This window comes from Sodalis sp. RH21, from assembly GCF_047324175.1.
Classification (GTDB): domain Bacteria; phylum Pseudomonadota; class Gammaproteobacteria; order Enterobacterales; family Enterobacteriaceae; genus Acerihabitans.
This window is the reverse complement of the sequence record NZ_CP178732.1, coordinates 3,379,511-3,404,710: the sequence shown is the minus strand read 5'-3', so window position 1 is coordinate 3,404,710 and position 25,200 is coordinate 3,379,511. Positions and strand designations below refer to the sequence as shown.

General features: G+C 62.1%; 21 protein-coding genes. 12 read left to right on the top strand and 9 right to left on the bottom strand.

Features of this window, described 5'->3' with window-relative positions:
- Positions 1-333 precede the first annotated feature (333 nt).
- From ACL2XP_RS15565 to ACL2XP_RS15535, 7 genes are all read left to right on the top strand, one after another.
- Positions 334-2,631 (top strand): molybdopterin-dependent oxidoreductase, encoded by a 2,298-nt coding sequence (locus tag ACL2XP_RS15565; protein WP_413733704.1) that lies wholly within the window; start codon positions 334-336, stop codon positions 2,629-2,631.
- A 269-nt stretch (positions 2,632-2,900) separates the two neighbouring features.
- Positions 2,901-3,701, top strand: a complete 801-nt coding sequence (locus ACL2XP_RS15560) for a transporter substrate-binding domain-containing protein (protein ID WP_413733702.1) — start codon at positions 2,901-2,903, stop codon at positions 3,699-3,701.
- Between the two features lies 1 nt (position 3,702).
- Complete coding sequence (locus tag ACL2XP_RS15555) at positions 3,703-4,062, top strand: hypothetical protein (protein ID WP_413733701.1); 360 nt, start codon at positions 3,703-3,705, stop codon at positions 4,060-4,062.
- Between the two features lie 9 nt (positions 4,063-4,071).
- Positions 4,072-4,752, top strand: coding sequence for an amino acid ABC transporter permease (locus ACL2XP_RS15550; protein WP_413733700.1), 681 nt, complete (start codon positions 4,072-4,074; stop codon positions 4,750-4,752).
- Positions 4,753-4,761: 9 nt separating this feature from the next.
- A complete protein-coding gene (locus tag ACL2XP_RS15545; RefSeq protein WP_413733698.1) occupies positions 4,762-5,910 on the top strand; it encodes an NAD(P)/FAD-dependent oxidoreductase in 1,149 nt (382 codons plus the stop codon).
- Positions 5,900-6,232 (top strand): (2Fe-2S)-binding protein, encoded by a 333-nt coding sequence (locus ACL2XP_RS15540; RefSeq protein WP_413733696.1) that lies wholly within the window; start codon positions 5,900-5,902, stop codon positions 6,230-6,232. The genes ACL2XP_RS15545 and ACL2XP_RS15540 overlap by 11 nt, the downstream gene beginning before the upstream one ends.
- On the top strand, positions 6,225-7,598 hold the full coding sequence (locus ACL2XP_RS15535) for an NAD(P)/FAD-dependent oxidoreductase (protein ID WP_413733694.1): 1,374 nt from the start codon (positions 6,225-6,227) through the stop codon (positions 7,596-7,598). The genes ACL2XP_RS15540 and ACL2XP_RS15535 overlap by 8 nt, the downstream gene beginning before the upstream one ends.
- On the opposite strand, the gene ACL2XP_RS15530 is transcribed toward ACL2XP_RS15535, so the two are convergent.
- From ACL2XP_RS15530 to ACL2XP_RS15500, 7 genes are read right to left on the bottom strand one after another with little or no spacing between them, the layout of a single operon-like run.
- Positions 7,567-8,709: an NAD(P)/FAD-dependent oxidoreductase gene (locus ACL2XP_RS15530; protein ID WP_413733692.1), complete on the bottom strand. Its 1,143-nt coding sequence runs from the start codon at positions 8,707-8,709 to the stop codon at positions 7,567-7,569. The genes ACL2XP_RS15535 and ACL2XP_RS15530 overlap by 32 nt on opposite strands.
- Positions 8,706-10,157 (bottom strand): NAD(P)/FAD-dependent oxidoreductase, encoded by a 1,452-nt coding sequence (locus tag ACL2XP_RS15525; protein ID WP_413733691.1) that lies wholly within the window; start codon positions 10,155-10,157, stop codon positions 8,706-8,708. The genes ACL2XP_RS15530 and ACL2XP_RS15525 overlap by 4 nt, the downstream gene beginning before the upstream one ends.
- A 31-nt stretch (positions 10,158-10,188) precedes the next feature.
- Positions 10,189-10,476, bottom strand: coding sequence for a 2Fe-2S iron-sulfur cluster-binding protein (locus ACL2XP_RS15520; RefSeq protein WP_413733689.1), 288 nt, complete (start codon positions 10,474-10,476; stop codon positions 10,189-10,191).
- 58 nt (positions 10,477-10,534) lie between these two features.
- A complete protein-coding gene (locus ACL2XP_RS15515) occupies positions 10,535-11,218 on the bottom strand; it encodes an amino acid ABC transporter permease (protein WP_413733688.1) in 684 nt (227 codons plus the stop codon).
- The gene (locus tag ACL2XP_RS15510) at positions 11,209-11,856 is read right to left on the bottom strand and encodes an amino acid ABC transporter permease (protein ID WP_413733687.1); all 648 of its coding nucleotides are present in this window, start codon (positions 11,854-11,856) and stop codon (positions 11,209-11,211) included. The genes ACL2XP_RS15515 and ACL2XP_RS15510 overlap by 10 nt, the downstream gene beginning before the upstream one ends.
- A gap of 33 nt (positions 11,857-11,889) precedes the next feature.
- Complete coding sequence (locus ACL2XP_RS15505) at positions 11,890-12,639, bottom strand: amino acid ABC transporter ATP-binding protein (RefSeq protein ID WP_413733686.1); 750 nt, start codon at positions 12,637-12,639, stop codon at positions 11,890-11,892.
- 56 nt (positions 12,640-12,695) lie between these two features.
- A complete protein-coding gene (locus tag ACL2XP_RS15500) occupies positions 12,696-13,571 on the bottom strand; it encodes a transporter substrate-binding domain-containing protein (RefSeq protein WP_413733684.1) in 876 nt (291 codons plus the stop codon).
- A 445-nt stretch (positions 13,572-14,016) separates the two neighbouring features.
- On the opposite strand from ACL2XP_RS15500, the gene ACL2XP_RS15495 reads away from it, so the two are divergent.
- The 4 genes from ACL2XP_RS15495 to ACL2XP_RS15480 all read left to right on the top strand — a co-directional run bounded on the left by ACL2XP_RS15495 (position 14,017) and on the right by ACL2XP_RS15480 (position 22,566).
- Positions 14,017-14,676, top strand: coding sequence for a TetR family transcriptional regulator (locus ACL2XP_RS15495; protein ID WP_413733682.1), 660 nt, complete (start codon positions 14,017-14,019; stop codon positions 14,674-14,676).
- A gap of 69 nt (positions 14,677-14,745) precedes the next feature.
- On the top strand, positions 14,746-15,663 hold the full coding sequence (locus ACL2XP_RS15490) for a 4-hydroxy-tetrahydrodipicolinate synthase family protein (protein ID WP_413733680.1): 918 nt from the start codon (positions 14,746-14,748) through the stop codon (positions 15,661-15,663).
- A gap of 314 nt (positions 15,664-15,977) precedes the next feature.
- Positions 15,978-17,576 (top strand): rhodanese homology domain-containing protein, encoded by a 1,599-nt coding sequence (locus ACL2XP_RS15485; RefSeq protein ID WP_413733678.1) that lies wholly within the window; start codon positions 15,978-15,980, stop codon positions 17,574-17,576.
- Between the two features lie 259 nt (positions 17,577-17,835).
- Entirely contained in the window at positions 17,836-22,566 is a 4,731-nt protein-coding gene (locus ACL2XP_RS15480) for an ATP-dependent helicase (RefSeq protein WP_413733677.1), read from the top strand.
- A gap of 45 nt (positions 22,567-22,611) precedes the next feature.
- On the opposite strand, the gene ACL2XP_RS15475 is transcribed toward ACL2XP_RS15480, so the two are convergent.
- Entirely contained in the window at positions 22,612-23,148 is a 537-nt protein-coding gene (locus ACL2XP_RS15475) for a DUF924 family protein (protein ID WP_413733676.1), read from the bottom strand.
- A gap of 349 nt (positions 23,149-23,497) precedes the next feature.
- Positions 23,498-24,166, bottom strand: a complete 669-nt coding sequence (locus tag ACL2XP_RS15470; protein WP_413733675.1) for an NADPH-dependent F420 reductase — start codon at positions 24,164-24,166, stop codon at positions 23,498-23,500.
- A 98-nt stretch (positions 24,167-24,264) separates the two neighbouring features.
- On the opposite strand from ACL2XP_RS15470, the gene ACL2XP_RS15465 reads away from it, so the two are divergent.
- Positions 24,265-25,173, top strand: coding sequence for a LysR substrate-binding domain-containing protein (locus ACL2XP_RS15465; protein ID WP_413733673.1), 909 nt, complete (start codon positions 24,265-24,267; stop codon positions 25,171-25,173).
- Positions 25,174-25,200 lie beyond the last annotated feature (27 nt).

The window sequence follows — 25,200 nt, the reverse complement described above, 5'->3', positions numbered from 1 at the left end:
AGGCCGTGCGCATCCTCTTTCACCGCGGCGGGGTCGCTGCGGCGTTTCTTTTGTCGGCCACGGCGGGGAACGTGCAAATAAGTCATATGCTTAGGATAAATTGATCTTTTTGATTGATGTTGTGTAATGAATTTTTTTTGTTTATGTTGTGTTACAAACCTGTCCCGGCGCCTATTGCCGCTGGTGGCGTCAGCCTGGAAAAAATGGTACGGGACTAGGATAGGGACTAGGGATTGGATGAACGGCCAGTAGCCTGGGCGCTGCCGCGATTTATACTTTTAACCTTACTTCCGGGCCAATTGACAGCCGCTCGCCGCACCGTGATGGAGCCTTATGACGCGTCGTGAAAAAATGCACAGTTCCCATTGGGGGGTATTTACCGCAAGCGTAGGTCAACAGGGCCTGACGGTAAAACCCTTTGCGGACGATCCCAATCCCAATCGTCTCATCGACAACTTTGTCGATGCGCTTGACCATCCCTGCAGGGTAGCAAAACCCGCGGTACGGCGCGGCTGGCTGGAGAATGGGCCGGGCCCCGATCGCCGGCGCGGGCACGACGAATACATTGAAATGGAGTGGGACGAGGTGCTCGACCTGTTGGCGCAGGAATTGCGCCGGGTACAGCGGCGGTACGGTCCGGAGGCCATTTTCGGCGGCTCCTACGGCTGGTCCAGCGCCGGGCGCTTTCATCATGCGCAAAGCCAGGTGCATCGCTTTCTCAATACCTCGCTGGGCGGCTATGTGCGCTCGGTTAACAGTTACAGCGCCGGGGCTTCCGCCGTTTTATTGCCGCATATTCTCGGCGATCTGGATGAAGTGGCGCGCCGGGGCGTCAGCTGGGAAGAGATTGCCGAATACAGCGAAATCGTGCTGTCGTTCGGCGGGATGGCGCTGAAAAACTCCCAGGTGGCCAGCGGCGGCATCAGCCGCCATACGGAGCGCGATTTTATGCGCCAGGCGGCGGCCAGGGGGGCGGAATTTATCTACTTCAGTCCGCTGCAATCCGATATGCCGGCGGAATCCCGCGCCGAATGGCATACCATCGTGCCCGGCACCGATGCGGCGCTGATGCTGGCGCTGATTTATGACATCGTGGTCAACGGCTGGGCGGACCGGGGGTTCCTGGCGCGTTACTGTGAAGGATGGGACATCTTCGAACAGTATGTGCTGGGCCATACCGACGGCCAGCCGAAAACCCCGGCCTGGGCGGCGGATATCTGTCAGGTGCCGGCCGCGGATATCGCCGCGCTGGCGCAGCGCCTGGCGGGCAAACGCCTGATGGTGACGGTCGCGCATTCATTGCAGCGCGCGCAGCACGGCGAACAGCCGGTCTGGCTCGGGCTGGCGCTGGCCGCCGTGCTGGGGCAGCCGGGTTTGCCGGGGGGCGGTTATAATTATGCGCTGGGGGCCATCGGCCACTACGGCAAGCATCATAATGCCGTCGCTTTTCCCGCGTTTCCCCAGGGCCGCAACGGGGTTAAAACCTATATTCCGGTGGCCAGGGTGGCGGATATGCTGCTTCATCCGGGCGAACAGTATGACTATAACGGCCACAAGCTGACCTATCCGCATATCGCGCTGGCCTATTGGGCCGGCGGCAATCCGTTTCATCATCACCAGGATCTGGGCCGATTGCGGCGCGCGTTCAATACCCTGGATACGCTGGTCGTGCATGAAATACACTGGACGCCGACCGCGCGGCATGCGGATATCGTCTTGCCCTGCACCCTGACGCTGGAGCGCGATGATATCGGCGGCACGGCGACGGACAATTTACTGGTGGCCATGCAGCAAGTGCGGGAACCCTATGGCCAGGCCAGGGATGATTACGATATTTTCAACGATTTGGCCCGCCGCCTCGGCACCGAGGCCGCCTTCAGCGAGGGCCGCACCAGCGGGCAGTGGCTGCGCCAACTCTATGGGCAAATGGCGGACAAGCTGGCGGCGCACGGCGCGCCGGCGCCGGATTTCGACACGTTCTGGGCGCAAGGTTCGCTGTATTTGCCGCAAATTAAAGACGGCGGCAGGCTGCTGCGTAATTTTCGCACAGATCCCGCCGGCCATCCCCTGCCGACGCCCAGCGGCAAGATTGAAATTTTCTCCAGCACCATCGACCGCTTCGGTTATGCGGATTGCCCCGGCCACCCGGTATGGCTGGCGCCGCGGCTGCGGTGCGATGAAACCCACCCGTTTTATCTGATAGCCAACCAGCCGGCCACGCGCTTGCATAGCCAACTGGATTTTGGCCGCCATAGCGGGGACGCTAAGCGGCGCGGACGCGAAGTGTGTAAAATCCATCCGCTGGATGCGGCGGGCAAAGGGGTGCGCCAGGGCGACATTATCAAGATATTCAACGGACTCGGGGCGATATTGGCGTCGGCCGATATCAGCGAAGCCATCATGCCGGGAGTGATTCAGGTGCCCACCGGCGCATGGTTTGATCCCTATGATCCGCGGGATGACATTCCTTTTTGCGTGCATGGCAACCCCAACGTATTAACCCTGGATATCGGCACTTCGGCGCTGGGGCAGGGCTGTATCGGGCAAATCGCGGTAGTTGATCTTGTCCGCTATGATGACCCCTTGCCCGCGGTGCGGGCCTTTGTGCCGCCGCCTATTATCCGCCGCTGAACCCCGTCCCGGGCCGCAACCGCTCGCCTGCGTTTTTGCCGCTATTATCATCGCCGATCCCCCTCCCAAAGGCGACGCGCCGCGTGCCGTCGGCGCGCCGTGCCGGCGTGGCTTAATAAAATCATTATTTAGCTTAATAAAGTTAAAAAAAACATTTCAAATGAGCGTTTTATTTGCTGTATATTCATACTGTCAACATGCTTTATAATATTCCTGACACGCGATGATTATTATAAATAATAAATCCATAAATTAAGGATGAATAGCTTATGGCTGCCGATCGGCGCGGAAGTTTTATATTTCCCTATGTGCTGGCCCTGGTATTAGCGTTAGTGGCGATCCCGGTGCGAGCCCAGGCGGATGATGACTTTGATCGCATAATTAAAGATAAAGTAGTAAGAATAGGGGCGGTGGAATCATTTCCTAATTATAAAAAGGATCTTAAAAGCGGACAGTGGGTTGGTATTATACCTGACATCTCCGAGCTGATATTTTCTTCCATCGGCGTTAAAGTTGAATATGTTCCCACCGATTGGGGCTCGGCGGCGGCCGGCCTGCAATCCGGCCGATTTGATATTATTGGCGCCTATGGCGCCACCCCGCAGCGCGCCCTGGCGGTTGACTTCACCAAACCGGTTACGGATATCCAGATTGGCTTACTCACCCTCAACGAACCCGCGGAGGCCTATTCCCACTGGGCGACGCTCAATAAGCCGCAGTTTCGCATCGCCGCCATAGAAGGGGGCGCGACCACCATCGCGGCGCGCAGGTTAATACCCGATGTGACTTGGTCGCTGGTCAAAGGGTATGACGCCATGGTGATGGAATTGGAAAGCGGCCGGGTGGATGCCATCGTTTCCAGCGAGCCGATCTTGCAGCTTTACCGGCAAGCCAAGGGCAAGGGCACGATAGTGATGCCGAAAGACCCGATCGCAACGCCGTCGAATTTCGCGGTGCGCAAAGGCAGTACCCAGCTAAAGGAATGGCTGAATATCGCCATTGACTATTACCGCGCCGACGGCGAATTCAAGCTTATTTGGGATAAATACCTTTATCCCGAGGCAAAATAGCATGGAACCCCATGGCACGGTGCCGGAGAATGTTATCGAAGGGCCGCTGGCGCTGCAGCCAAAGATTGTGTTATTGGATGAGCCCACCTCCGCCCTCGATCCGGAACTGGTGACCGAGGTGCTGCAGGTTATCCGGACACTGGCGGATGAGGGCCAAACCATGATCATCGTCACCCATGAAATGGGTTTTGCCCACCAGATTTGCGATCGGATTTTTTTCCTCGAAGCGGGCTCGATTTACGACAGCGGCACTCCTGATTATATTTTTGGCCCCGAGGCGCGTGAACGCACCCGCGCTTTTGCCGGACGCTATCGGCAGCAGCAGGAACATACAGACCGCACTTTCACTCGTCAGATATAGGATGCCGCTATGCACTCCGGCGCATACGTATGGGATTTTAATGTTGTCTGGGAATATCGCGACTTATTACGCCACGCGGTTTATTTGACCCTCTCGTTATCCGGTCTAACCGTGGTGTTGGGCATCGCCCTCGGCATTCTGTTCGCCTTGCTGCGCACGTCGGGTTCGCTGTGGCTGTCTGTGCCGGTAACGGTATTGGTCGAGGTCACGAGATCGATTCCCTCACTGGTACTGCTGGTCTGGATGTATTATTGCCTGCCCTTGCTGTTCGGGCTATCGCCCTCGGCTTTTATGACATCGGTATTGGCGCTGGCATGGTATAGCTCGGCTTTTTTTGCTGAAATATTCCGCGGCGGCATTCAGTCCATCGACCGTGGATATATTGAAGCGGGTTATTCCGTGGGAATGACCCGCACCCAGGTATTAAAGCGGATTATCGGGCCGCTGGCCTTTCGGCAAATCTTCCCCCCGCTTATCGGCCAATGCGTGCTGGTGATCAAAAATACCGCGCTGGTGGGATATATCGCCGTGGCGGATATTTTGTATGTGGGACAGCAAATCAGCATCAATACCTTTCGGCCCATCGAGGTGCTGACCGTGGTCGCTGGCCTGTTTGTCATGATTATCCTGCCGCTGACGTTAACCGCGCGGTTTCTTGAGATCCGCTTTCGGCGGGCGCTGCAGGAATGAGGTAAGACTATGCAAGCGCACAGCTGCGGCGAGCCGGCGGCGGATTGCCTGATTATCGGCGGCGGCCTGGTGGGTTCCGCCATCGCCTACGGCATGGGCCGGCGGGGCATCCGGGTTGCCGTCCTGGATGAGGGGGATGTGGCCTTTCGCGCATCGCGCGGCAACTTCGGCCAAATCTGGGTACAGGGCAAAGGGGAGTCCCAGCCCGCCTATGCGGCCTGGACCCGCGCATCCGCCGCCCTGTGGCCCCGCTTTGCCGCGGAGTTGACACGCCGCACCGGCATCGGCCTTGAGCTACGGCACAGCGGCGGTTTCTGGTTCGGTTACTCCGCCGCCGAAGTCGCGCAGCGGGCGCAATTGCTAAAAGGGCTCGGCGCCACGGCCGGCATCCCTTATACGATGCTGGATAACGCCGGCCTGCGCGCCAGGTTTCCATTGATTGGCCCGGCGGTTATCGGCGGCAGTTTCTGCCCGCTGGATGCCGATGTGAATCCGCTGCTATTACTCTATGCCCTTCATTGCGCCATCCGCCGGCAGGGGGGCGCTATTTATCGCGGCGCGGCGGTGCAGCGCATCGCCTGCGGTGATTCAGGGTTCAGCGCCGATAATGGCCAGGTGCGGGTGGCGGCGCAAAAGATCGTGCTGGCCGCCGGATTAGGCAATCGCCGGTTGGCCGGCCAACTGGGGCTTTACGCCCCCGTCACGCCATTGCGCGGACAAGTCCTGGTAACGGAACGGGTGCGTCCGCTGTTGCCCGTAACCACGAATAAGCTGCGGCAAACCGCGGATGGCACGGTGATGCTGGGGTCCACGGAAGAAGCCGCGGGGTTCGACGATCGCACCAGCGCCGAAGCGACCAGCAAGCTGGCGCGCCGCGGGGTGGAAACCTTCCCTTCCCTGGCGCAGGCCGCCCTGGTGCGCACTTGGGCGGCACTGCGGGTGATGACTCCCGACAAACTGCCTATCTATCAGCAATCGGCTCGTTATCCGGGGGCTTTTGTCGCCACCTGCCATAGCGCAGTGACGCTGGCGGCGATCCATGCCCACGGTATCGCGCCCTGGTTTGCCGGCGTCGGGCCCATGCCGCCGCTATTAGCCGAGGGCGTGTTTCTGGCCGACCGATTCAGCCTTTTTCAGGAGCAGGCCCATGGCGGATAAGCCGCTTTTCAAAGCCATCACCCCACAGGCGCAGGCGTTGCCGCGCCGCCGGGTCAATATCGAGTTTAATCAGCGTCCGCTTAGCGTATTGGCGGATGCGACCGTCGCCGCCGCCTTGCTGGAGCAAGGCGTGGCCTGCTTTCGCGTCACGGCGGCGGATGGCTCGCCGCGCGCGCCCTGGTGCATGATGGGCGCGTGTTTTGAGTGCCTGGTGGAGATTGACGGCCGGTCGTCCGTGCAGTCATGCATGGCCAAGGTGACGGCGGGGATGTCGATTCGCAGCGATAATCTGCCCGCTGACCGGGAGCGCGGCAATGAATAACGCTACTGCGTCATCGACCCCGGACGTCCTGATTATCGGCGCCGGGCCGGCGGGCATCGGCGCCGCGCTTTGCTGCCGGGAACATGGGTTGTCGGTAACGGTGTTGGACGAACAGGAAAGCCCCGGCGGACGGATTTACCGCAGGCATGCGACAGCGCCGGGGGGCGCCGATAGCGGACAGGCCCTGATAAAGGCTTTTTTGGCCAGCGGGGCCGGCTATCTCAGCGGCACCCGGGTATGGCAAGTCGATGATGATCTTGCTGTCCATGCCAGCACGGGCGAGGGTAGCCGGCAATTCCGGCCCCGGCGCATCATCGTGGCCACCGGCGCCCTGGAGCGGCCCGTTCCCATACCGGGCTGGACGTTGCCCGGCGTTATGGGCGCCGGGGCGGCGCAGATGCTGCTTAAAACCGAGCGTCTGGTGCCGGTTGGACCGGCCGTGCTCGCGGGCTGCGGGCCGCTGCTTTATTTGCTGGCCCAACAGCTGTTGCACGCCGGGGCGGACATCGCGGCACTGGTGGACACCACGCCGGCAGGCAATTACCTGCGCGGCGCACCCTATGTTTTCGGCGCGTTAAGCCAGTGGCCGACGCTGCTGCGGGGCATGCGAATCCAGTGGGATATCAAACGTGCCGGCGTGGCGGTGTATACCGGCGCCAGCGGATTATCGCTGCTGGGCGACGAGAGGGTTTCCCATATTAGCTTTACCCGCGGCGCCGGCCGGCTGACGTTGCCGGCGAACCTGGTCTTGCTGCATCAGGGCGTGGTACCGGATAGCCAACTGACCCGGGCTTTGCGGGCGCCCCACCGCTGGTCCGGGCGCCAGCTTTGCTGGCAGGCGCAGACCGACGAATGCGGCGCGCTGCGGGGGCATCCCGGCATCTATCTCGCCGGCGACGGGGCCGCGATTGCCGGCGCCGATGCGGCCCTGCTTGGCGGACGATTAGCCGCGCTGGACATCGCCCTGCGGCTTGACCGCATCGACCCCGCCCGGCAGGCCGGGGAGGTCAAGGAGATCAAGCGCCGGCTGCGCCGCTGGCAGCGGCTGCGCCTGTTTCTGGATGTGTTATACCGTCCGGCCCGGGAGCTGCGTATCCCGGTCCATGGCGATACGACGATCTGCCGCTGCGAGGACGTCACCTTGGCCGCCGTGCGCGATTACGTTAACGCCGGGGGCCGGGGAATCAATGAATTTAAAAGCATCAGTCGGTGCGGCATGGGGCGCTGCCAGGGGCGGTTTTGCCATCTGACGCTCACTGAAACCCTGGCCCGGGAAAGCGGGTCGGAGCCGGACGCGGTGGGGATGATGCGCGCGCGTTTCCCGATAAAACCGCTTACCCTTGGGCAACTGGCGGACAAGCCGTAACCGTCCGGACCCCGGCGGGTAAAAAGCGCGCGGGATCAAACGCCGCATCCGCCGGGCCGCGTTCAAGTATCTGCTGGCAGAGGCGCTGCGCCATGACCGGGCCGAGGGTATAACCGCCGCCGATACAGCCGATGACAAAGGCATTTTTCACGCCGGGCACCGCGCCCACCAACGGTAAAAAATCGGGCATATCCGCCTCGAATCCCGACCAGGCCCGCAGCAGCGAGGTAGCGCCGACGGCGGGCAAGATGCGCCGGGCCAGCCGCAGGTTACCGATAATACTGTCGCTGAGCATGACCGATTCCCCTGCCTGCGCGCAGCCTTCCGCCGGCCATCCGCCGCCGAGCAACAGTTTGCCGGAATGGGACTGTTTCAAGGTCAGCAAACCCGAGGCGTGGCCGATAAACCCCCGCAGGCGATGGCCGATGCGATCGAGCACCAGCGCCTGGTTCAGGCGATAGCTTACCGGCAGATCGCTCCCCAGCATTAACAATAATTCTTTTAACCAGGCGCCGGCGGCCAACAATATCCGGCCGGCGTAGACGGTTTCCCCTGCGCCGGCAATGACAAAGCCGTCACGGACCGGCGCTATGCGTTCGACCCCGCAGTGCTCATACAGGCTGACGCCGAGCTGGCGCAGTTTGCCGGTAAAAGCCCGGCCGGTGCGCAAGCTGTCCGAATAGCCGTCGGTTTTACCGTAGCTGGCCGCCAGGATATATTGTGACAGCAAAGGCTCGATCGCCCGGGCGCGATCGCCGGCGATCATTTCCGCGTCAACGCCCACGGCCCGCCGCGCCAGGGTCTTTTCCTCCAGGCCCGCGGCTTCCTGCTCCGTCAACGCCACGATCAGTCCGCCGGTGCGGCGATATCCCATATCATAGCCCAGCCGGGCGCTCATGCGCGTCCACAGCTCTTGGGCTTCCAGGGCGTAGGGCAGCAATTGCAGCCGTTTGTTTTGCATTGAATGGCTGCCGGCATTCACGCCGGATGCGCCGCCGCATAAAGTGGATTTTTCAATTACCGCGACGCGCATGCCCGCCTCGGCCAATAACATGGCCGCATAGCAGCCCATGATGCCGCCGCCGACGATGGCGATATCATAGCGCGTCATGGGCGTTTCTCGGGCAGGATCAGGGGAGCGCCGTCATCCTCGCCCAGCAGCGCCGAGACGGAAAGCGGACGCGCCGGCGGGCGGGCGCGCAGTGGCCCTGCGACCCGAGGCGCCAGCGCGCGCCGGCGCAGGCGGTGTTCCAGCATTTCAGCGCAAAACCGGCCCTGGCAGGACCCCATGGCGCAGCCGCTCCAGATCTTTAATTGGTTGAGCTCGCTGGCGCCCGCGTCCAGGGCGGAGTCAATCTGCGCCAGGGTAACGCCTTCGCACCGGCAAACGACGACCTCCGGGGCGACGCTATCGGCCAGCCCCGCCGGCATGGCCATCAGCGCGGCGCTGGCGCCGCTAAAGCGTGCGGCTTGTCGCAGCTCCCGCCGGGTTGCGGCGGTGAGCGCGGCCAACTGGTCGTCCGGCAGGCCGGCGAGCAATGCGCTGGCCGCCAGGCCGGCCAGCCGTCCGCGCAGCAGCGCCGTTTCCGCTCCCGCCACGCCTGCGCAATCCCCCGCGGCGAACAGGCCCGGCACCGAGGTGCGCATATAATCATCACAGTCCGGCACCCACCCGCCGGCATCCGGGCGGGGAATAAACGTGACCCCCGACGCGCGCAACAGCTCGCCGGCCGGGGTGAGTCCATGGCCGATAACCAGCGAGTCGGCGGTAAGAGTACGGGGTGCGGTTTGCCCCTGGATGCGCCGCTGCGCATCCACCGGCTGAATATCGACGCTCTCGACGCCATCCCGGCCCCGGGCGTTAACCACCGTATGTCGGGTAAAAATAGGGACGCCGGCGCGCTTGAGCCGCAGCAGCCATGACACGCCTTGGCGCAGCAGCGCGGGCCGGGTGGCTAACCCCGGCAACGCGCGCAGCCAATCGGCGGTTCCCGCCAGATCCACCACGGCGGCCACCGTCCCGCCGCCGGCGATAATACCGGCGGCCACCAGGGCGAGCAGGGGTCCGGAGCCGGCCACCACCGTGCGTCCGCCCGGCAGCATCTGGTGCGCCTTGAGCAGAATGCTGGCGCCGGCCAGCCCCATCACGCCGGGCGTCGTCCAGCCGGCAAAAGGAATCACTCGTTCGGTGGTGCCGCTGGCGACGATCAGCGCCCGGGAGGTCCATATTTCATTGCCGTTGGCGCCCAGGGTCTGCAAGGTGAACGTAGCCGGGCCGCCGGGCGCGGCATCAAGGCGGATATGCCAGACTTTACGTTGCAGCGCCACCTTGGCCGGGCCGGCATACAGGCGAGCGCGCAGCGCGTCGCCGGCGAGGTGATGGGGATCGCGGCGCGGCGAGCCGTTTACCCCGGCGGGCAGGGCGCGATAGTACTGGCCGCCGGCCTGGTCCTGTTCATCAAGCAATAAGGTGTCAATGCCGCGCCCGGCCGCCGCAATGGCCGCGGCCATGCCGGCGGGACCCGCCCCGACGATAATCAAGCCAAAAGCTGTCGCCACGCCATCATCCTCCACCTATAATCCTGTTTGGTTAAAAGCTCACCGCGATGCCGGCTTTGACCCGTACCTGGCAACTCAGCACCGGTACGCCGTCCACCCATACCTGGCACTCCTGGCACACACCCATCAGACAGAACATGGCCGCCGGCGAACCATCGCGCACGCGGCGTTGCAACGTCCGGTACCCGCCGGCCAGCAGGGCGGCGCCCAAGGCTTCGCCGGGGTAGGCGGTCATCGGCTTGCCGTTCACGGTAATAATCACGGGCTCCGGCCAAGTGGCGCGTGGTATCCGGATGCCGGCGGGCTGCGCAGCGCTCATAGTCAATCCTTATTGCGGTAGGGGCGGGGGATGCCGGCGCCCGGGCGCGGCCCGGGCTTCAAGGACGCATCCCGCCGGTTTCGGCCCGCTCAAGGCGGCGTCCCAGTAACGAAATAGTAAAGTTGACGCAAAAATACATTATCGCGATCAGCACATACACCGGCATGGCGCGGTAAGGCGGACTGGCGGTCACGATCATGGCCCGGTCCAAAAACTCGGGCACGCCTATGACCACCGTCAGCGCGGTGGCTTTGAGCAAGCTGGTAAACTGCGCGATCAGCGCCGGCGTCATCCTGCGCCAGGCCAGGGGCAGGCGGATCAGTAAAAATACCTGCCGTGCGGAAAATGCCTGCGATTGCGCGGCTTCCAGCGTTTGGCGCTCGACGGATTGCAGGCCGGCGCGCAAAATTTCCGCCACCACCGCGCTGTTAAAGGCGCTGAGGGCGATAATGGCGGCGGCGGTGGGGCTGAAACTCACCCCGACCAACGCATCGGAGGCAAAATAGACGCTAAAGATAATCAGCATCTGCGGCAGGCTGCGGGTGAGTTCGATATACGCCGTGGCGGGATAGCGGATTAACCCCGTACGGCTCATGCGTCCGGCGGCCAGCAGCGCGCCGGCCGGGATTGAAATCAGCCCGCAGGCCAGCGCCAGCATGATAGAATAGCCCATGCCCTTGGCCAAAAATAACAGCACCGGCGGATTTAATAACCATTGCAGGCCGGGGAAGGTTATTTCCATAACCACCGCCGTTCGAGGGTATTGACGCCCAGCGCGATGGGCCAGGTCAGGCAGATGTAGACGATGCCGGTGGCCACAAAAACCGCGGCGTAGGCGAAGGTGCGCGACCCCACCAGATTGGCGTTCCCCATAATTTCGCCCGCCGATACCGCCGCGCCCAGCGAGGTATTTTTGATCAGGTTGATGGTTTCGGTGCCCAGGGGCGGTATGACGATACGCACCGCCTGCGGCAACACCACCCAGCGCATGGCCTGGAGATAGGACATGCCGGTGGCCAGCGCGGTTTCATATTGCCCCCGCGGCAGGGACGACACGCCGCTGCGCAGGGCTTCGGACATCAACGCGCCGCCATAAAAGCCGACGCCTATCACCACGGCGCTGAAAGACGAGATACGGATACCGGCGCCGGGCAAACCGAAATAGACAAAAAAAACGATCACGATGGGCGGAATATTGCGGACAAATTCCACTATGCCGGTTCCGGCCAACCTAAGCGCCGGGCGGGGGGAAATGCGCATCGCCACCAGCAGCACCGCGGTAAAAATGGCGACCAGCCAGCCGCCTGCGCTTAACCCCAGCGTCATCAGCGCGCCGCTGATAAACAGATCCCGATTTTCAAATACCGCGGTAAATAACATGCTCGCTACTCCTGGTGGCCGTGCGCCGGCGGGCTAATAATGCCGGATAACCCGGGCAAGGAATTCCTGCGCCCGCGGATGCCGGGGACGGGCGAAAAAAGTTTGCGGCTCGCCCTGTTCCACGATACGGCCCGCATCCATAAACAGCACGCGATCGGCCACTTGCCTGGCGAATCCCATTTCATGGGTGACGATAATCAGGGTGATGCCGGTATCGGCTAATTCCCGGATCACCTCCAGCACCTCGCCCACCATTTCCGGATCGAGGGCGCTGGTAGGTTCATCAAACAATAAAATGCCGGGCTGCATCGCCAGGGCGCGGGCAATGGCCACCCGCTGCTGCTGCCCCCCCGACAGCGCCGATGGGTAGGCATTGTGCTTTTCGCCGATCCCCACCCGTTTGAGCAATTCGTGGGCCTGCTGCTCCGCCAGCGGTCGCGGCAGGCCTTTCACTTTGATCGGGGCCAGGCAGATATTCTCCAGCACCGTCTTGTGCGGATAGAGATTGAACTGCTGAAAAACCATGCCGATGCGGGTGCGTAATTGGTATAGGCCCTTGCCGTCGTCCTGCAACGGGCCGCCGTCGATCCACAACTCGCCGCTGTCTATCGTTTCCAGGCGGTTAATGCAGCGCACCAGGGTGCTTTTACCGGAACCGGAAGGGCCAATCACCGCTATCACCTCCCCCTGGCGGACCTGGAGATTGATGTCGGCAAGCACATGCAGCGCATTAAAATGCTTATTCACGTCCTTGAATTCCACAACAATCTTAGGCTGCGTCATGGCGGCCCCCTCGATTAATGCCCATGGCGGCGCCGATCTTGCCTGCCGGCATAAGGTTAACCCCGCGACGCATCGTAACGCCGGGCCGCTTCGGCCGGGTCCATGCCATACCAGCTGTCCACGTCGGCGGGCAAGTCGCCGGCAATCCATTTTTTATAAATGGCGGCATAGCGGCCGTCCTGTTTAATATGCAACAGGGCGGTATCGACGGCGGCGAGCAGGGAATCATCGCCTTTTTTCACCCCCAGGCTCATGGCTTCGAAGGTCATCAGACCCCCGGCCAGCCGGGTATTCGGGTTGGACTTGATCATGTCCCGGAGCACCGAAATTCCATAGGTAAAGGCGTCGCATCTGCCGCCCTGCAGCGCCAGCAGCGCCTCGGGCGCTCTTGAATAGGTCAATACCTGCGCGTCGGGCACCCGTTTGCGGATCACCGCCTCCTGGGACGATCCCACTACCGCGCAGACGACCCGTCCGGATAAATCCTTTTCACCTTGGATGGGCGAGTCTTTTTTAACCAGCAGCGACTGGCCCGACAGGAAATACACTTTCGAGAAACTCACTTCCTTCATCCGGTCAGGCGTGACGGAAAGCGTCGCCGCCAGCAAATCCACCCGGCCCGTATTCAATTGCGTGGTGCGGTTCTGCGCATTAACCGGCACCAGCACGATGGCATTGTCTTTACCAAAAATATCTTTGCTGATTTCTTTGGCGATATCGATATCAAACCCGGTAATTTCATTGGTGGCGGGGTTCATATAGCCAAAATCTTTCAGTTCTGTCCTAACGCCCACTTGAATATTTTGTTTTTTCAATATCTCGTTCAATTTATCATCTGCCTGGGCGCAATTGAATATGGACAAGGTTGAAACGGCAAGGGTCAGTGCCAGCAATATTTTATTTTTAATAGCTATTGTGCGTCCAGCGTTCATCGATTTTCAACCTCGTTACCAAGCGGCGTTAGGGAAGGGTGTTAACATAAATGATATTTAAAACGTGCCTTTAAAATAGATTTTTAAAATGGTGGTTGTCAATACGCCGGAACTTGATGGCCGGCAAAGTCCATGGCTCGTCGCTCCCCGAAGGGATAGGCCATGGCGTAAAATTTAATATAAATTATTATTATTCAATGGATTGATTGGAGACGATGAAGCCGGATTGAGTCATGAGGGCAGAATGGAAAAGCTTACATCATTTTTAACTAAGCAAAGTTAAAAAAATCATTTCAAACGGATGTTTGAATCGTATTATTATCCCGTGTCAGGGTTGTGATATAACTTTCAAGGTACAGATATAATGGCGGTATGCCGGTTAAAGTCCGGGCCGCTATTAATGACGTTATGGCTAAGGCAAAAAATAGAATCAGGGAGATAACGCGTGGCGGAAATTAAAGACTCGGACGTTAAACAACGTATTCTCGCGGAGGCCGTCAATATTTTCGCCACCAAAGGCAATGAATTGACCACCATCCGGGAAATTACCGAAACGACCAAGGTAAATATAGCTGCCGTAAATTATTATTTCGGCTCAAAGGACGGACTGCTGCGCGAAGTGCTCAACAAGGTGTTGGATCCCCTGAATAACGCCCGTATCGCATTGCTCGACGAGCTTGACGCGCGCTATGCCGATCGCGCGCCGCCGCTGGAGGCCATACTCAACGCGCTATTGCGCCCGCTGGTCAAATCGGCGCGCTCGCCCGACGGCGGCCGGATTGCCGTACGTTTATTACAGCATTTGCGCGCCTCGCCGCAGGCGACGATAACCGCCATGGTGGCGGATAAGTTCGATTATGTGGCGGAACGTTTTTTCGCCGCTTTCGCCCGCGCGGCGCCGCGGCTTTCCCGCGCGGAAATCATCTGGCGTTATGAGTTTGCCCGCGGCGCCGCCATGCACGTGCTGGCGGACTCCGATCCGCTGTCCGGGCGGCTGGCCATTATGTCCCATGGCTTGTGCAACAGCGATGACGATGAAGAAGTATTGGACAACTTACTGCGTTTTGTCGCGGCGGGCTTTGCTGCGCCGGCGCCATTGCGCTAGAGACGGATACGCGGCCGGGGCGCATTGGCCCACCGGCTTTAATCATGACGGCGAGAGGTGAAGTACGACATGGGCATTCAGAAAATAGAAGGGTCTTTTGTGGCGCTGATTACGCCATTCAATGCCGACGGCAGTATTGATTTCGAGGCATTCCGCACCTTATTGGCGTTCCAGGAGAGCCATGGCACGGCGGCGGTACTGATTATGGGGTCCACCGGCGAAGTCTCCATGCTGTCAGCCGACGAGCGAAAAGAGATCATCCGCCGCACGGCGCAGTTTAAAACCGGCAAGATGAAATTATTTTACGGCTGTACCGGCAATAACACCGATACCAGTATCGACTATGTGCGTTATGCCCAGGATAACGGCGCCGACGGCGCCATCCTGGCCGCGCCGGCCTACATTTGCGCCAGCGAAAACGATATTGAGCGTTATTTCCTGGAGATCGCCGATGCGACGGATTTGCCCCTGGGCATTTATAACAATCCCCCGCGGGTAAAAACCGATCTGCATTGGGACTCGCTGCTGCGAATTTTCAAACATCCCAATTATATCGTGCATAAAGAGTCCACTACCCGCGTCGGCCAGGTGGCGCAAGTGCTGGCCGGCAATCCCGATGTGGCGGTGATGTGTTGCGACTCGCCCAACCTGGGACTGGTGGTGCCGACCATGGCGCTGGGCGGACACGGCACCGCCAATATGACCGGCAATATCGCGCCGGCCGAGCTGGCCGAGATTTCGCGCCCCTGGCGTTCCGGCGAAGATAGCGCGCGTTTCCGCACGGCGTACCAGCACCTGTTGCCGTTGCTGCATTATACCTATTCGGCGATCAATCCGGTGGCGGTCAAATCATTAATGAACGCCATCGGCCTGCCGGGGGGCAGTTTGCGCCGGCCGCTGCAGGATTTGCAGGGAGAAGCCCTGCAAAAAGGAGTGCGCATCGTCAAAGAACTGGGCCTGGCCGAAAAATATCACTTCAGCTTCTGAGATCGCAGCCTTGCTTATCGGGCAGTTGGGGCGGCCGTACTGGAGTAACGGCGGGAGAGGCCGTTATCCTGCGCCGGGGCAAGCGCTTGCCGGCCGAGCTGGTCTGCCATGACGGCTGCTGGACGATGCCTTTGCCCAACGCACCGGCAGTATTATCCGCAGTATTGACTCCATGCCGATTCGCGCCAGCGCTTCACGGTGGCCAGTTTGTCCGGGGGGGCGGCGCGCCGCCTATCAACCGGACGGCAGCGAAAAACGGTTTATCTCCGGTTACTCCGATACCTTGTGACCTAACATTTGGGATTTGTCGCACCATGGCTAATCAAGCAATAACGCGGCGCGGGGCGGGGGCAATCCGCCAGGCCCTGCTGGACGGGCGGGAAATGGCGCTGGTGGATGTCCGCGAAGAGGCCCTCTATGCCGAAGGCCATCCGCTGTTCGCCGTGAATATTCCTTTATCGAAACTGGACATCGAGGTTTTGGCGCGCATCCCGCGGCCGGACACCCCGGTGACATTGTATGATAACGCCGCGGGGCAGGCCGCCAGGGCCGCGCAGCGCCTGCTGGCCCTGGGATATACCGATGTGGCGCTGCTGGAAGATGACCTTGCCGGCTGGCGGTCGGCGGGCGGCGTACTGTTCATGGATGTGAATTCCCCCAGCAAGTCTTTCGGCGAATGGGTGGAGCATCAGCGCCATACCCCTTCGCTGGCGGCGGAACAGGTGAAAGAACTGCTGGATCGGCAGGCGGATGCGGTGGTGCTGGATGTGCGCCGCTTTGATGAGTACCAGACCATGAATATCCCCGGCAGCATCAGCGTGCCGGGGGCGGAGCTGGTATTGCGGGTGCGGGATCTGGCTCCCGCGCCGTCGACCCGGGTGATCGTCAACTGCGCCGGGCGCACCCGCAGCATCATCGGCGCCCAGTCGCTGGTGAATGCGGGCATCGCCAATCCGGTCTTCGCCCTGCGCAACGGCACCATCGGCTGGACGTTGGCCGGTTATGACCTGGAACGGGGCCAGCAGCGCCGCTATGGGCAGCCGGGCGCCGCTATTCGCCGCCTGGCCGGCCAGGATGCCCGCCGGGTCGCCGATCGCGCCGGGGTTAAACGGGCCGGCATGGAGGATCTGGCGCAGTGGCGGGCCGATAGCGAGCGCACCACGTATGTGTTCGATGTGCGCTCCCCGGAGGAATATGCCGCCGGCCATCTGCCCGGCGCCCGGCCGGCGCCGGGCGGCCAGCTGGTGCAGGAGACCGATCATTACGCCAGCGTGCGCGGCGCGCGCATCGTGCTGGTGGACGACCTGCAGGCGCGCGCCGATATGACCGCATCCTGGCTGGCGCAGATGAACTGGCAGGTTTGGGTGCTGGACGGGCTGGCCGCCGGCGATTTTAGCGAGCGGGGCGCATGGCCGCCGCCGTTGCCCGCCTTGCCGCCGCAGCGGCGGGTGGACGCCGCTCTCCTGGCCGGCTGGCTGCGGGAGGCCGGCACCGCGGTGCTCGATGTTACCGGCAGCGCCAATTACGTCGCCGGCCATATCCCGGGCGCCAGCTGGTTATTGCGCGCGGAGCTGGACAAGCTGGCCGCGGCGGATGCCTTACCGTCCGCGCAACGCTATGTGGTCACCTGCGGCACCAGCCTGCTGGCGGCCTATGCGGTGGAGGAACTGGAACGGCTGACCGGCAAGCCGGTTTACGTGCTGGACGGCGGCAACGCCGCCTGGCGGGCGGCGAATCTGCCGCTGGAGCAAGGCGAAACCCGGCTGCTGTCGCCGCGTATCGACCGCTATCGCCGCCCGTATGAAGGCACCGATGTGCCGGCGCAGGTCATGCAGGCCTATTTGGAGTGGGAGTACGGCCTGGTGGCGCAATTGTCCCAGGACGGCACCCATGGGTTTTGGGTGATCAAATAAAAAACGTCCCGGTATTCAAGCTGGCGGCGCATCCCCACGGGTCCGCGGCGACCGGCGGCGCGCAAAACGCCATGGCGGCAATCTGCTAAGCTGTTATTACGTGTGTGCCGGCATCAACCGCTGCCTGCCAGCCGTCCGGACCTAAAAGGATCGCCTCGCCATGAATAAAATCGCTTTTTCCCTATTGGAAAATGGGACGCCAGCCGCGCGCCGCCCCACGGCGCTGGTTCGATACCGCGCCTTCGGACGTTAGCCGGCAATGTTGAAGCCAGAACGGACTCCCCCCCATCCCCTAAGCCGGTTCCATCCCGCCACCCGGGACTGGTTCGCCTCGGCGTTCGCCGCGCCGACGCCTGTGCAGCAGGCCGCCTGGGCGGCGATTGGCGCCGGCGACTGCACCCTGGTGATCGCGCCCACCGGTTCGGGCAAGACGCTGGCGGCCTTTTTGCACGCCATCGACCGGCTGTTTCAGGAGCGCGAACGCGAGCCCGAGCGCGCGCGCCAAACCGCCACCCGGGTGGTTTATATCTCGCCCATCAAGGCGCTGGGGGCCGATGTGCGGCGCAACTTGGGCATACCCCTCGATGGCGTCAGCGCCAGGCGCCGGCAGCGCGGCGATCCCGGCGTGGAATTGACCGTGGGCGTGCGTACCGGCGACACGCCGGCCGCCGAACGCGCCAGCCTGCTGCGGCGGCCGCCGGATATTCTGATCACCACCCCCGAGTCGCTGTATCTGATGTTGACTTCCAAGGCGCGCGAAACCTTGCGCGGCGTAACCACGGTGATTATCGATGAGATCCATGCGGTGGCCGGCACCAAGCGCGGTTCTCATCTGGCGCTGAGCCTGGAGCGGCTGGACGCCTTGCTGCCCGCGCCGGCGCAGCGCATCGGCTTGTCGGCGACGGTGCGCCCGGTGGAGCGCGTGGCCCGTTTCCTGGGCGGCGCGCTTGCGGTGACGGTGGTCAACCCGCCGTCGAGCCGGTCCCTGGTGGTGAAGATCGTGGTGCCGGTGGCGGATATGACCGATATACCGCCGCGCGGCGATGCGTCCCCGGCGATGAAAGCATCCGGGCGCGCTGGGTCGATTTGGCCGCATGTGGAGGCCAGCATCCTTGAGCAGATCCTCACCTGCCGCTCCACCATCGTGTTTACCAATTCCCGCGGGCTGTCGGAAAAGCTGACGGCGCGCCTCAATGAAGGCTATGCCGAACGCTACGCCATGTCCTCCCTGTCGGCGGAACCCGACCCGCATTACCTGTCCAACTCGGGCGGCACCGGCAAGCGCGCCGCCGGGGAACCGCCGGTCATCGCCCGCTCGCATCATGGCTCGGTATCCAAGGAGCGGCGGGCGGAAATTGAAACCGCGCTCAAAGCCGGCGAACTGCGCTGCGTGGTCGCCACTTCCAGCCTGGAGCTCGGCATCGACATGGGGCTGGTGGATCGGGTGATCCAGGTCGGCGTGCCGCCCTCGGTGGCGAGCGCGCTGCAGCGGGTGGGGCGCGCCGGCCATCAGGTCGGCGGCGTGTCCGCCGGCGTGTTTTATCCGCGCACCCGGCGCGATTTAATCGACGCCACCGTGACGGTGGAGCGCATGCTGGCCGGGCGCCTGGAAGCGGTGGCGCCGCCGCGCAATCCGCTCGATGTGTTGGCGCAGCACACCGTGGCCGCGGTGGCCATGGAACCGCTTAATATCGAAGACTGGTATGCGATGGTGCGGCGCGCGGACCCGTTTCGCGCGTTGCCGCGCAGCGCGTTCGACGCCACCCTGGATATGCTGGCCGGCCGCTACCCGTCGGAGGCGTTCGGCGAATTTCGCCCGCGCCTGATCTGGGATCGGGCGAGCGGCTCGCTCACCGCCCGCCCCGGGGCGCAGCAATTGGCGGTCACCAGCGGCGGCACGATTCCGGATCGCGGCATGTTTACGGTAGTCTTGCCGGAAGGCGAAGAGCAGAAGGGCGCGCGCCGGGTCGGCGAGCTCGACGAGGAGATGGTGTACGAGTCGCGGGTCAACGACGTCATTACGCTGGGCGCCACCTCCTGGCGCATCCAGCAGATTACCCACGATCGGGTGGTGGTGATCCCGGCGCCGGGACGCTCCGCCCGACTGCCGTTTTGGCATGGGGACAATGCGGGCCGTCCGGCTGAATTGGGGGAGGCCATCGGCGTTTTCCTGCGCGAAGTGGAGGCGGCGACGGCGGACCCGCGTCATCCGCTAAATGAAAACGGTCCCCTGACGGCGCGTCTCGCTGCCGCCGGGTTGGATGATTACGCCATCAATAATCTGGTGGAATTGGTGGCGGAGCAACGGGAGGCCACCGGGGCGATGCCCACCGACCAGACCTTGGTGATCGAACGTTGTCGCGATGAGAGCGGCGACTGGCGGGTGATGCTGCATTCGCCGTATGGCCAGCGCGTGCATGCTCCCTGGGGGCTGGCGATCGCCGCGCGAATTCGCCGGCGTTTAAACATCGACCCCGCCGTCGTCGCCAGCGATGACGGTATCATCATTCGCATACCGGACAGCCTGGGCCGCCTTCCAGGCGCGGAACTGTTTGTTTTCGACCCGCACGCGCTGCTGCAAATCGTTACCGATGCGGTAGGGCAATCGGCGCTGTTTGTCGCCCACTTTCGCGAATGCGCGGCGCGCGCGTTGCTGCTGCCCCGCCGCCGGCCCGGCAAGCGTTCGCCGCTGTGGCAGCAGCGGCTGCGCGCCGGCCAACTGCTGGAGATCGCCCGGGAGCATGACGATTTCCCGCTGATAATCGAAACCGCCAGGGAGTGTTTGCAGGACGTGTACGACCTGACCGCCCTGCAGGCACTTATGCAGCGGCTGCATGACGGCGCGGTGCGATTGCTGGAGGTCACCACCGAACTTCCTTCGCCGTTTGCGGCCAATTTGCTGTTTGGCTATGTGATCGAGTTTATGTACCAGGGCGATGTGCCGCTGGCCGAACACCGGGCGTCGGTATTGTCGCTGGACAGCGGCTTGCTCGGCGAGCTGTTGGGGCAAGTGGAACTGGGCGAATTGCTCGATCCCGGGGTGGTGGAACAGGTCGGGCGGGAATTGCAGCGCACCGCCGCGGATCGCCAGGTGAAGGGCGCGGAAGGGCTGGTTGATCTATTGCGTGAACTGGGCCCTTTATCGCGCCCGGAGATTGCGGCGCGTCTGGCCGGCGGCGACCCCGGCGATTATCTGGCGCAATTGGAGGCGGCCCGGCGGATTATTCCCGTGCGTATCGCTGGGGAGTCCCGCTGGGCCGGCATAGAGGATGCCGCCCGTTTACGCGACGCGCTGGGCGTAAAGTTGCCGCCAGGCATTCCGGGCGCATTTCTGCAATCGGCCGACGCGCCCTTGCGCGAATTGCTCAGCCGCTATGCCCGCACCCATGCCCCGTTTACCGCGGCGCAGGCGGCAGTGCGCTTTGGGCTGGGCGTGGCCGTGGTCAACGAGCAATTGGAACGCCTGCGCGATCGGGGCCGGATTTTGCCCTGCAATGTCGCGGGCGCAGGCAGCCAGCGCCAGTGGGTAGGGGATGAGGTATTCCGCCGTTTGCGGGCGCGCTCCCTGCAGGCGGCGCGCGAGGCGACCCGGCCGGTATCCCAGCAGGCCTTCGTGCGGCTGGTGCTGGAGCGCCAGGGCTTGCTGACCGACGCCGCCGCGCCGGCGGCGGGTCAGGCTCCGGCCGTGGGGCAGGGCGCCTTTGACGGCATCGAGGGCGTGGCGCGGGCGATCGAGCAACTGGCGGGAGTGGCTTTGCCGGCTTCGCTGTGGGAACGCCAGATTTTACCCGCCAGGGTGCATGACTACCGGCCGGCCATGCTGGATGAGCTGATGTCCACCGGCGAAGTGCTCTGGGCCGGTCATGGCGCTATGGGCGACGACGATGGGCTGGTCTCCCTGCATCTGCGCGACAACGCCGGCGAAACGCTGCCGCCGGCGGACGATGACGCCGGCACGCCGTCCGCGTTGCAGCAAGCCATTCTTGATGTGCTGGCGGACGGCGGCGCCTATTTTGTCCGTCAGTTGGCGCCGCTCGCCCAGGCGCGGCTGTCCAATGACGCCGAACAAGGAACGGCCGAACCGGGACTGGCCGGGGAGGGGGCGCCTGCCGCGGTTGCCGAAGCATTGTGGGACCTGGCCTGGCAAGGCCGCGTCACCAGCGACACCTGGTCGCCGCTGCGCGCGCTGATCGGTTCACGCCCGCCCGCGCGCCCGCGCCCGGCCCGCTCGCCGCGGCACCGGCGCCAGGTGGTGGGGTGGGTGCCGGTATGGCAGCCGGCCAAACCGGCGGCGGCGAGGAATGCCCGGTTCGGCGATGCGGCCCTGGCCGGCCGCTGGTCATTGCTGGCCGGCGAGCCGGTCAATGATACCGTCAGGACGCTGACCCTGGTGGAGAATCTCTTCGACCGCTATGGCGCAATCAGCCGCGGCGTGGCCGTGGCGGAACAGGTGCCGGGGGGCTTTCCCGCGCTGCAACCGGTGCTGCGGAGGATGGAAGAGGCGGGCCGGGTGCTGCGCGGGCGGTTCATCACCGGCTTGGGCGCCGCGCAGTTTGCCGACAGGGACTGCATCGAACGTCTGCGCGAGCTGGCGGAGGCGCCGCCCGGCGAACCGGTGGCGGTGGCCTTGGCTGCCTATGACCCGGCCAATCCCTTCGGCTGGCTGCTGCCCTGGCCCGCTCACCGTTCAGGCATTCACCCGGCGCGGCGCGGCGGCGCCATGGTGATCATTTGCAACGGCAGGCTGGCCGGCTATCTGGGGCCAAGCGGCCGCCAGCTGCTGACCTTTTTTGATAGCCATGACGCGGCCACCGCCGGGTGGCTTGCCGCCGGAATACGCGCGCTGGCGGCCGCGCTCAAGCGCGAGGACCGCCGGGTGTTTACCCTGGAAAATATCGATGGCAAGCCGGCGAATGCCGGTCCGGCGGCGGACGTCTTGTCCGCGGTCGGCTTCTCGCGCGTGCCCAAGGGGTACGCCTGGTATGGGTGAGGCGGGTTGCTGCCGGCGCCGGCGCCGCTTGCCGAGTAGATCCGGTCAGAATCCCTTATGGTGCTTTATAAATTCGTTTTCTTCCGGCGTGGACCGGCGGTTCAGAATAGGGTTGCGGTGGGGATAACGCCCGAACCGGTCAATAATCGCCTTGTGGGCTCGCTCAAAATTCAGGTTTTTTTCATTGCCCGCCTCGGCAAACAGTTGCAGGGCGCGCGTATGAATGACGCTGGACTCGGAGTGCATAAAAGGCATTAACGCGCAGCCTTTCCAGTCAGGCGCCAGCGCCCCATAGCCCGGTTGCCGGATTAATTCCTGTGCCAGCACCAACGCCATGCCGTCAGCGGCAAAGGCGGCGGGGTTTTCCCGGAACAGATTGCGCGAGAACTGATCGATAACGATTATCTCGGCCAGCCGGCCATGAATATTTTCCCGCCAGGCATCAAGCTCGCCGTTTATCGCAGCCTGGCGCACCGAGGAAAAGCGCTGGCGAACGGTTTGGTCGAATGCGGGATCTTTACGGAACCATTGCACAGGGCTTATTTCACTGAACCAGAAATCCAGTATGGCTTGATAATGCATAACCGCCTCCGGCGCGTATGACGACCAAAAATAGCAGAAAGGCTTAAATCCCTCGCCCTGAGCCACTCAGGTTCTGACAGATCCATCAAGCAAATGCTGCCGGAGGTGTTGAAAAAATGCAAGGCCGCAAAAAGCGCGCGGCCGCGCTGATATTTCGTTCTATGATGAGATCATTGCGAGCTATCGTATGACCGGGCTGCTGCCTGCGTAAGAGGTGCGTGCTCCCCGGCAAGTCCGGCGCCTGGCCATATCAGCCGCCGGATTTTTGCCTCGGCGGCGTATATCCAGTCGACAGGTTTATCCTGCCAGGGCAGGAAACGAAGCCGCTGCGGGTATTATGCGGTATGTATCAATTATGCCGCCATGAGCCATGGGCGACTTCTTTATCCCGTTGCGCCGCTTGCAGCGCCGCCGCCAGTTCGGCTTTATTCAGCGCAATGCAGTAAGCCGGCTTGGCGCGCTCGAAACGCCAACTATCGGCCAGCTTTCCCGCATCCACTGCGTCATAGCCCACATCATCATACAACCGTAAAATCTCGGCTTTGGCTTCAGCATGATCCCCGGCAATCGGCAGCGCCCGCCGGTTTTGATCGTTTTTCGGCCGCGCGTCTTTTACTAAATCCGTGGCAAGTATGGCATTAAAGGCTTTCACCACATAGGCGCCGCGCAGATGTTTAGCGACCAGCTCGCTGGTGGTTATCTGATGCGCATCAAGCGCCTCTATTTGACCATCCCGCTCCGGATAATAGTTATTGGCGTCGATAACGATCTTTTTGCTGAACGCATCAGCGGTTAAGGCGGCTATCTGCGTAAACGGGATAGCGATTAGCACGATATCGGAAAAATCGACCGCCTCCTCTGTGGTGCCTATCTGGCAACCGACAATACCGCTGACTACGCTGCTTAATGAATTTTTGCCGCGCGAATTGCTGATCATGACTTGGTAACCGGCGTTCAGAAACAGTTGGGCGCAGCCGCGGCCTAAATATCCCGCACCGATAATGGCGATTTTTTTCATATTCTTATCCTTTTTGGTTAACTTTATTTAAGATACCAGATTGCGAATGAGCGATAACTAGCGCTTTTATTGCGGCATTAACAACTAAAGAGACGGTAATGGATAAGCTGAAAAGTATGCTGGCGTTCGTGCTGACGGTAGAGACGGGGAGTTTCGCGTCTGCGTCAGCCAAATTGCGCGTCTCCCCGCAGCGGGTCGCCAAAGCGGTAGCCGGGCTGGAACAGCAAACCGGGATGCGCCTCCTGCTCCGTACCACCCGCCGCCAGGTTCTGACGGAATTCGGCCGGCAGTATTACCAGCGCTGCCGGCTGATTTTGCATGAGATCGATGCTGCCGACGCATTGGCCCAGCAAATGAAAACCAAACCGGAAGGCACGCTGCGTATCAGCGCCCCGGTCACTTTCGGCAATACCACGCTGATGCCATTCATCAGTCGTTTCCATAAGGACTATCCGGCGATTGAATTTGATATTGATCTGACCGATAGCTTCAGCAAGCTGGCCGAAGGCGATATCGATATCGCCTTTCGCATCGGCGATAATCTCGATCCCGGCGTGGTTGCCCGCGCGCTGCTTCCTTACCGGTTGGTGGTCTGCGCCGCACCGGATTATCTCGCCCGCCGGGGGATTCCCCCGGACCCGCAAGCACTGGCTGAACACGACTGCCTGGGCTTTGCCCATTGGGACCGCCAGAAGATGCACGAATGGCGGTTTATGCAAAATGGCGACCTGGTGTCCGTGCCGGTGAGCAGTCGCCTGCGGGTCAATGACAGCTATGCCTTGCTGGCGGCGGCGCTGGCAGGGAGCGGCATACTGATGGCGCCGGAGATACTGGCGCATGAGGCGCTGGCACAGCGCAAGCTTATCCCCTTATTGACGTCCTTCATTTCGCCGCCGCGGCCGATGCATTTGCTTTACCGGCCCGATCGCCAGCGCATGGCCAAGTTGAGTGTTTTCATTGAAGCCGTGATGCGTACTTTTGGTAAACATTACGCGAACCAGGCTTAGCTTTTTAGCATCAGCGCCGTCCTTCTT

Coding starts and splice junctions, on each gene's coding strand:
- ACL2XP_RS15565 (WP_413733704.1), top strand. CDS start 334: ATGACGCGTCGTGAAAAAATGCACAGTTCCCATTGGGGGGTATTTACC.
- ACL2XP_RS15560 (WP_413733702.1), top strand. CDS start 2,901: ATGGCTGCCGATCGGCGCGGAAGTTTTATATTTCCCTATGTGCTGGCC.
- ACL2XP_RS15555 (WP_413733701.1), top strand. CDS start 3,703: ATGGAACCCCATGGCACGGTGCCGGAGAATGTTATCGAAGGGCCGCTG.
- ACL2XP_RS15550 (WP_413733700.1), top strand. CDS start 4,072: ATGCACTCCGGCGCATACGTATGGGATTTTAATGTTGTCTGGGAATAT.
- ACL2XP_RS15545 (WP_413733698.1), top strand. CDS start 4,762: ATGCAAGCGCACAGCTGCGGCGAGCCGGCGGCGGATTGCCTGATTATC.
- ACL2XP_RS15540 (WP_413733696.1), top strand. CDS start 5,900: ATGGCGGATAAGCCGCTTTTCAAAGCCATCACCCCACAGGCGCAGGCG.
- ACL2XP_RS15535 (WP_413733694.1), top strand. CDS start 6,225: ATGAATAACGCTACTGCGTCATCGACCCCGGACGTCCTGATTATCGGC.
- ACL2XP_RS15530 (WP_413733692.1), bottom strand. CDS start 8,709: ATGACGCGCTATGATATCGCCATCGTCGGCGGCGGCATCATGGGCTGC.
- ACL2XP_RS15520 (WP_413733689.1), bottom strand. CDS start 10,476: ATGAGCGCTGCGCAGCCCGCCGGCATCCGGATACCACGCGCCACTTGG.
- ACL2XP_RS15515 (WP_413733688.1), bottom strand. CDS start 11,218: ATGGAAATAACCTTCCCCGGCCTGCAATGGTTATTAAATCCGCCGGTG.
- ACL2XP_RS15510 (WP_413733687.1), bottom strand. CDS start 11,856: ATGTTATTTACCGCGGTATTTGAAAATCGGGATCTGTTTATCAGCGGC.
- ACL2XP_RS15505 (WP_413733686.1), bottom strand. CDS start 12,639: ATGACGCAGCCTAAGATTGTTGTGGAATTCAAGGACGTGAATAAGCAT.
- ACL2XP_RS15500 (WP_413733684.1), bottom strand. CDS start 13,571: ATGAACGCTGGACGCACAATAGCTATTAAAAATAAAATATTGCTGGCA.
- ACL2XP_RS15490 (WP_413733680.1), top strand. CDS start 14,746: ATGGGCATTCAGAAAATAGAAGGGTCTTTTGTGGCGCTGATTACGCCA.
- ACL2XP_RS15485 (WP_413733678.1), top strand. CDS start 15,978: ATGGCTAATCAAGCAATAACGCGGCGCGGGGCGGGGGCAATCCGCCAG.
- ACL2XP_RS15480 (WP_413733677.1), top strand. CDS start 17,836: ATGTTGAAGCCAGAACGGACTCCCCCCCATCCCCTAAGCCGGTTCCAT.
- ACL2XP_RS15475 (WP_413733676.1), bottom strand. CDS start 23,148: ATGCATTATCAAGCCATACTGGATTTCTGGTTCAGTGAAATAAGCCCT.
- ACL2XP_RS15470 (WP_413733675.1), bottom strand. CDS start 24,166: ATGAAAAAAATCGCCATTATCGGTGCGGGATATTTAGGCCGCGGCTGC.
- ACL2XP_RS15465 (WP_413733673.1), top strand. CDS start 24,265: ATGGATAAGCTGAAAAGTATGCTGGCGTTCGTGCTGACGGTAGAGACG.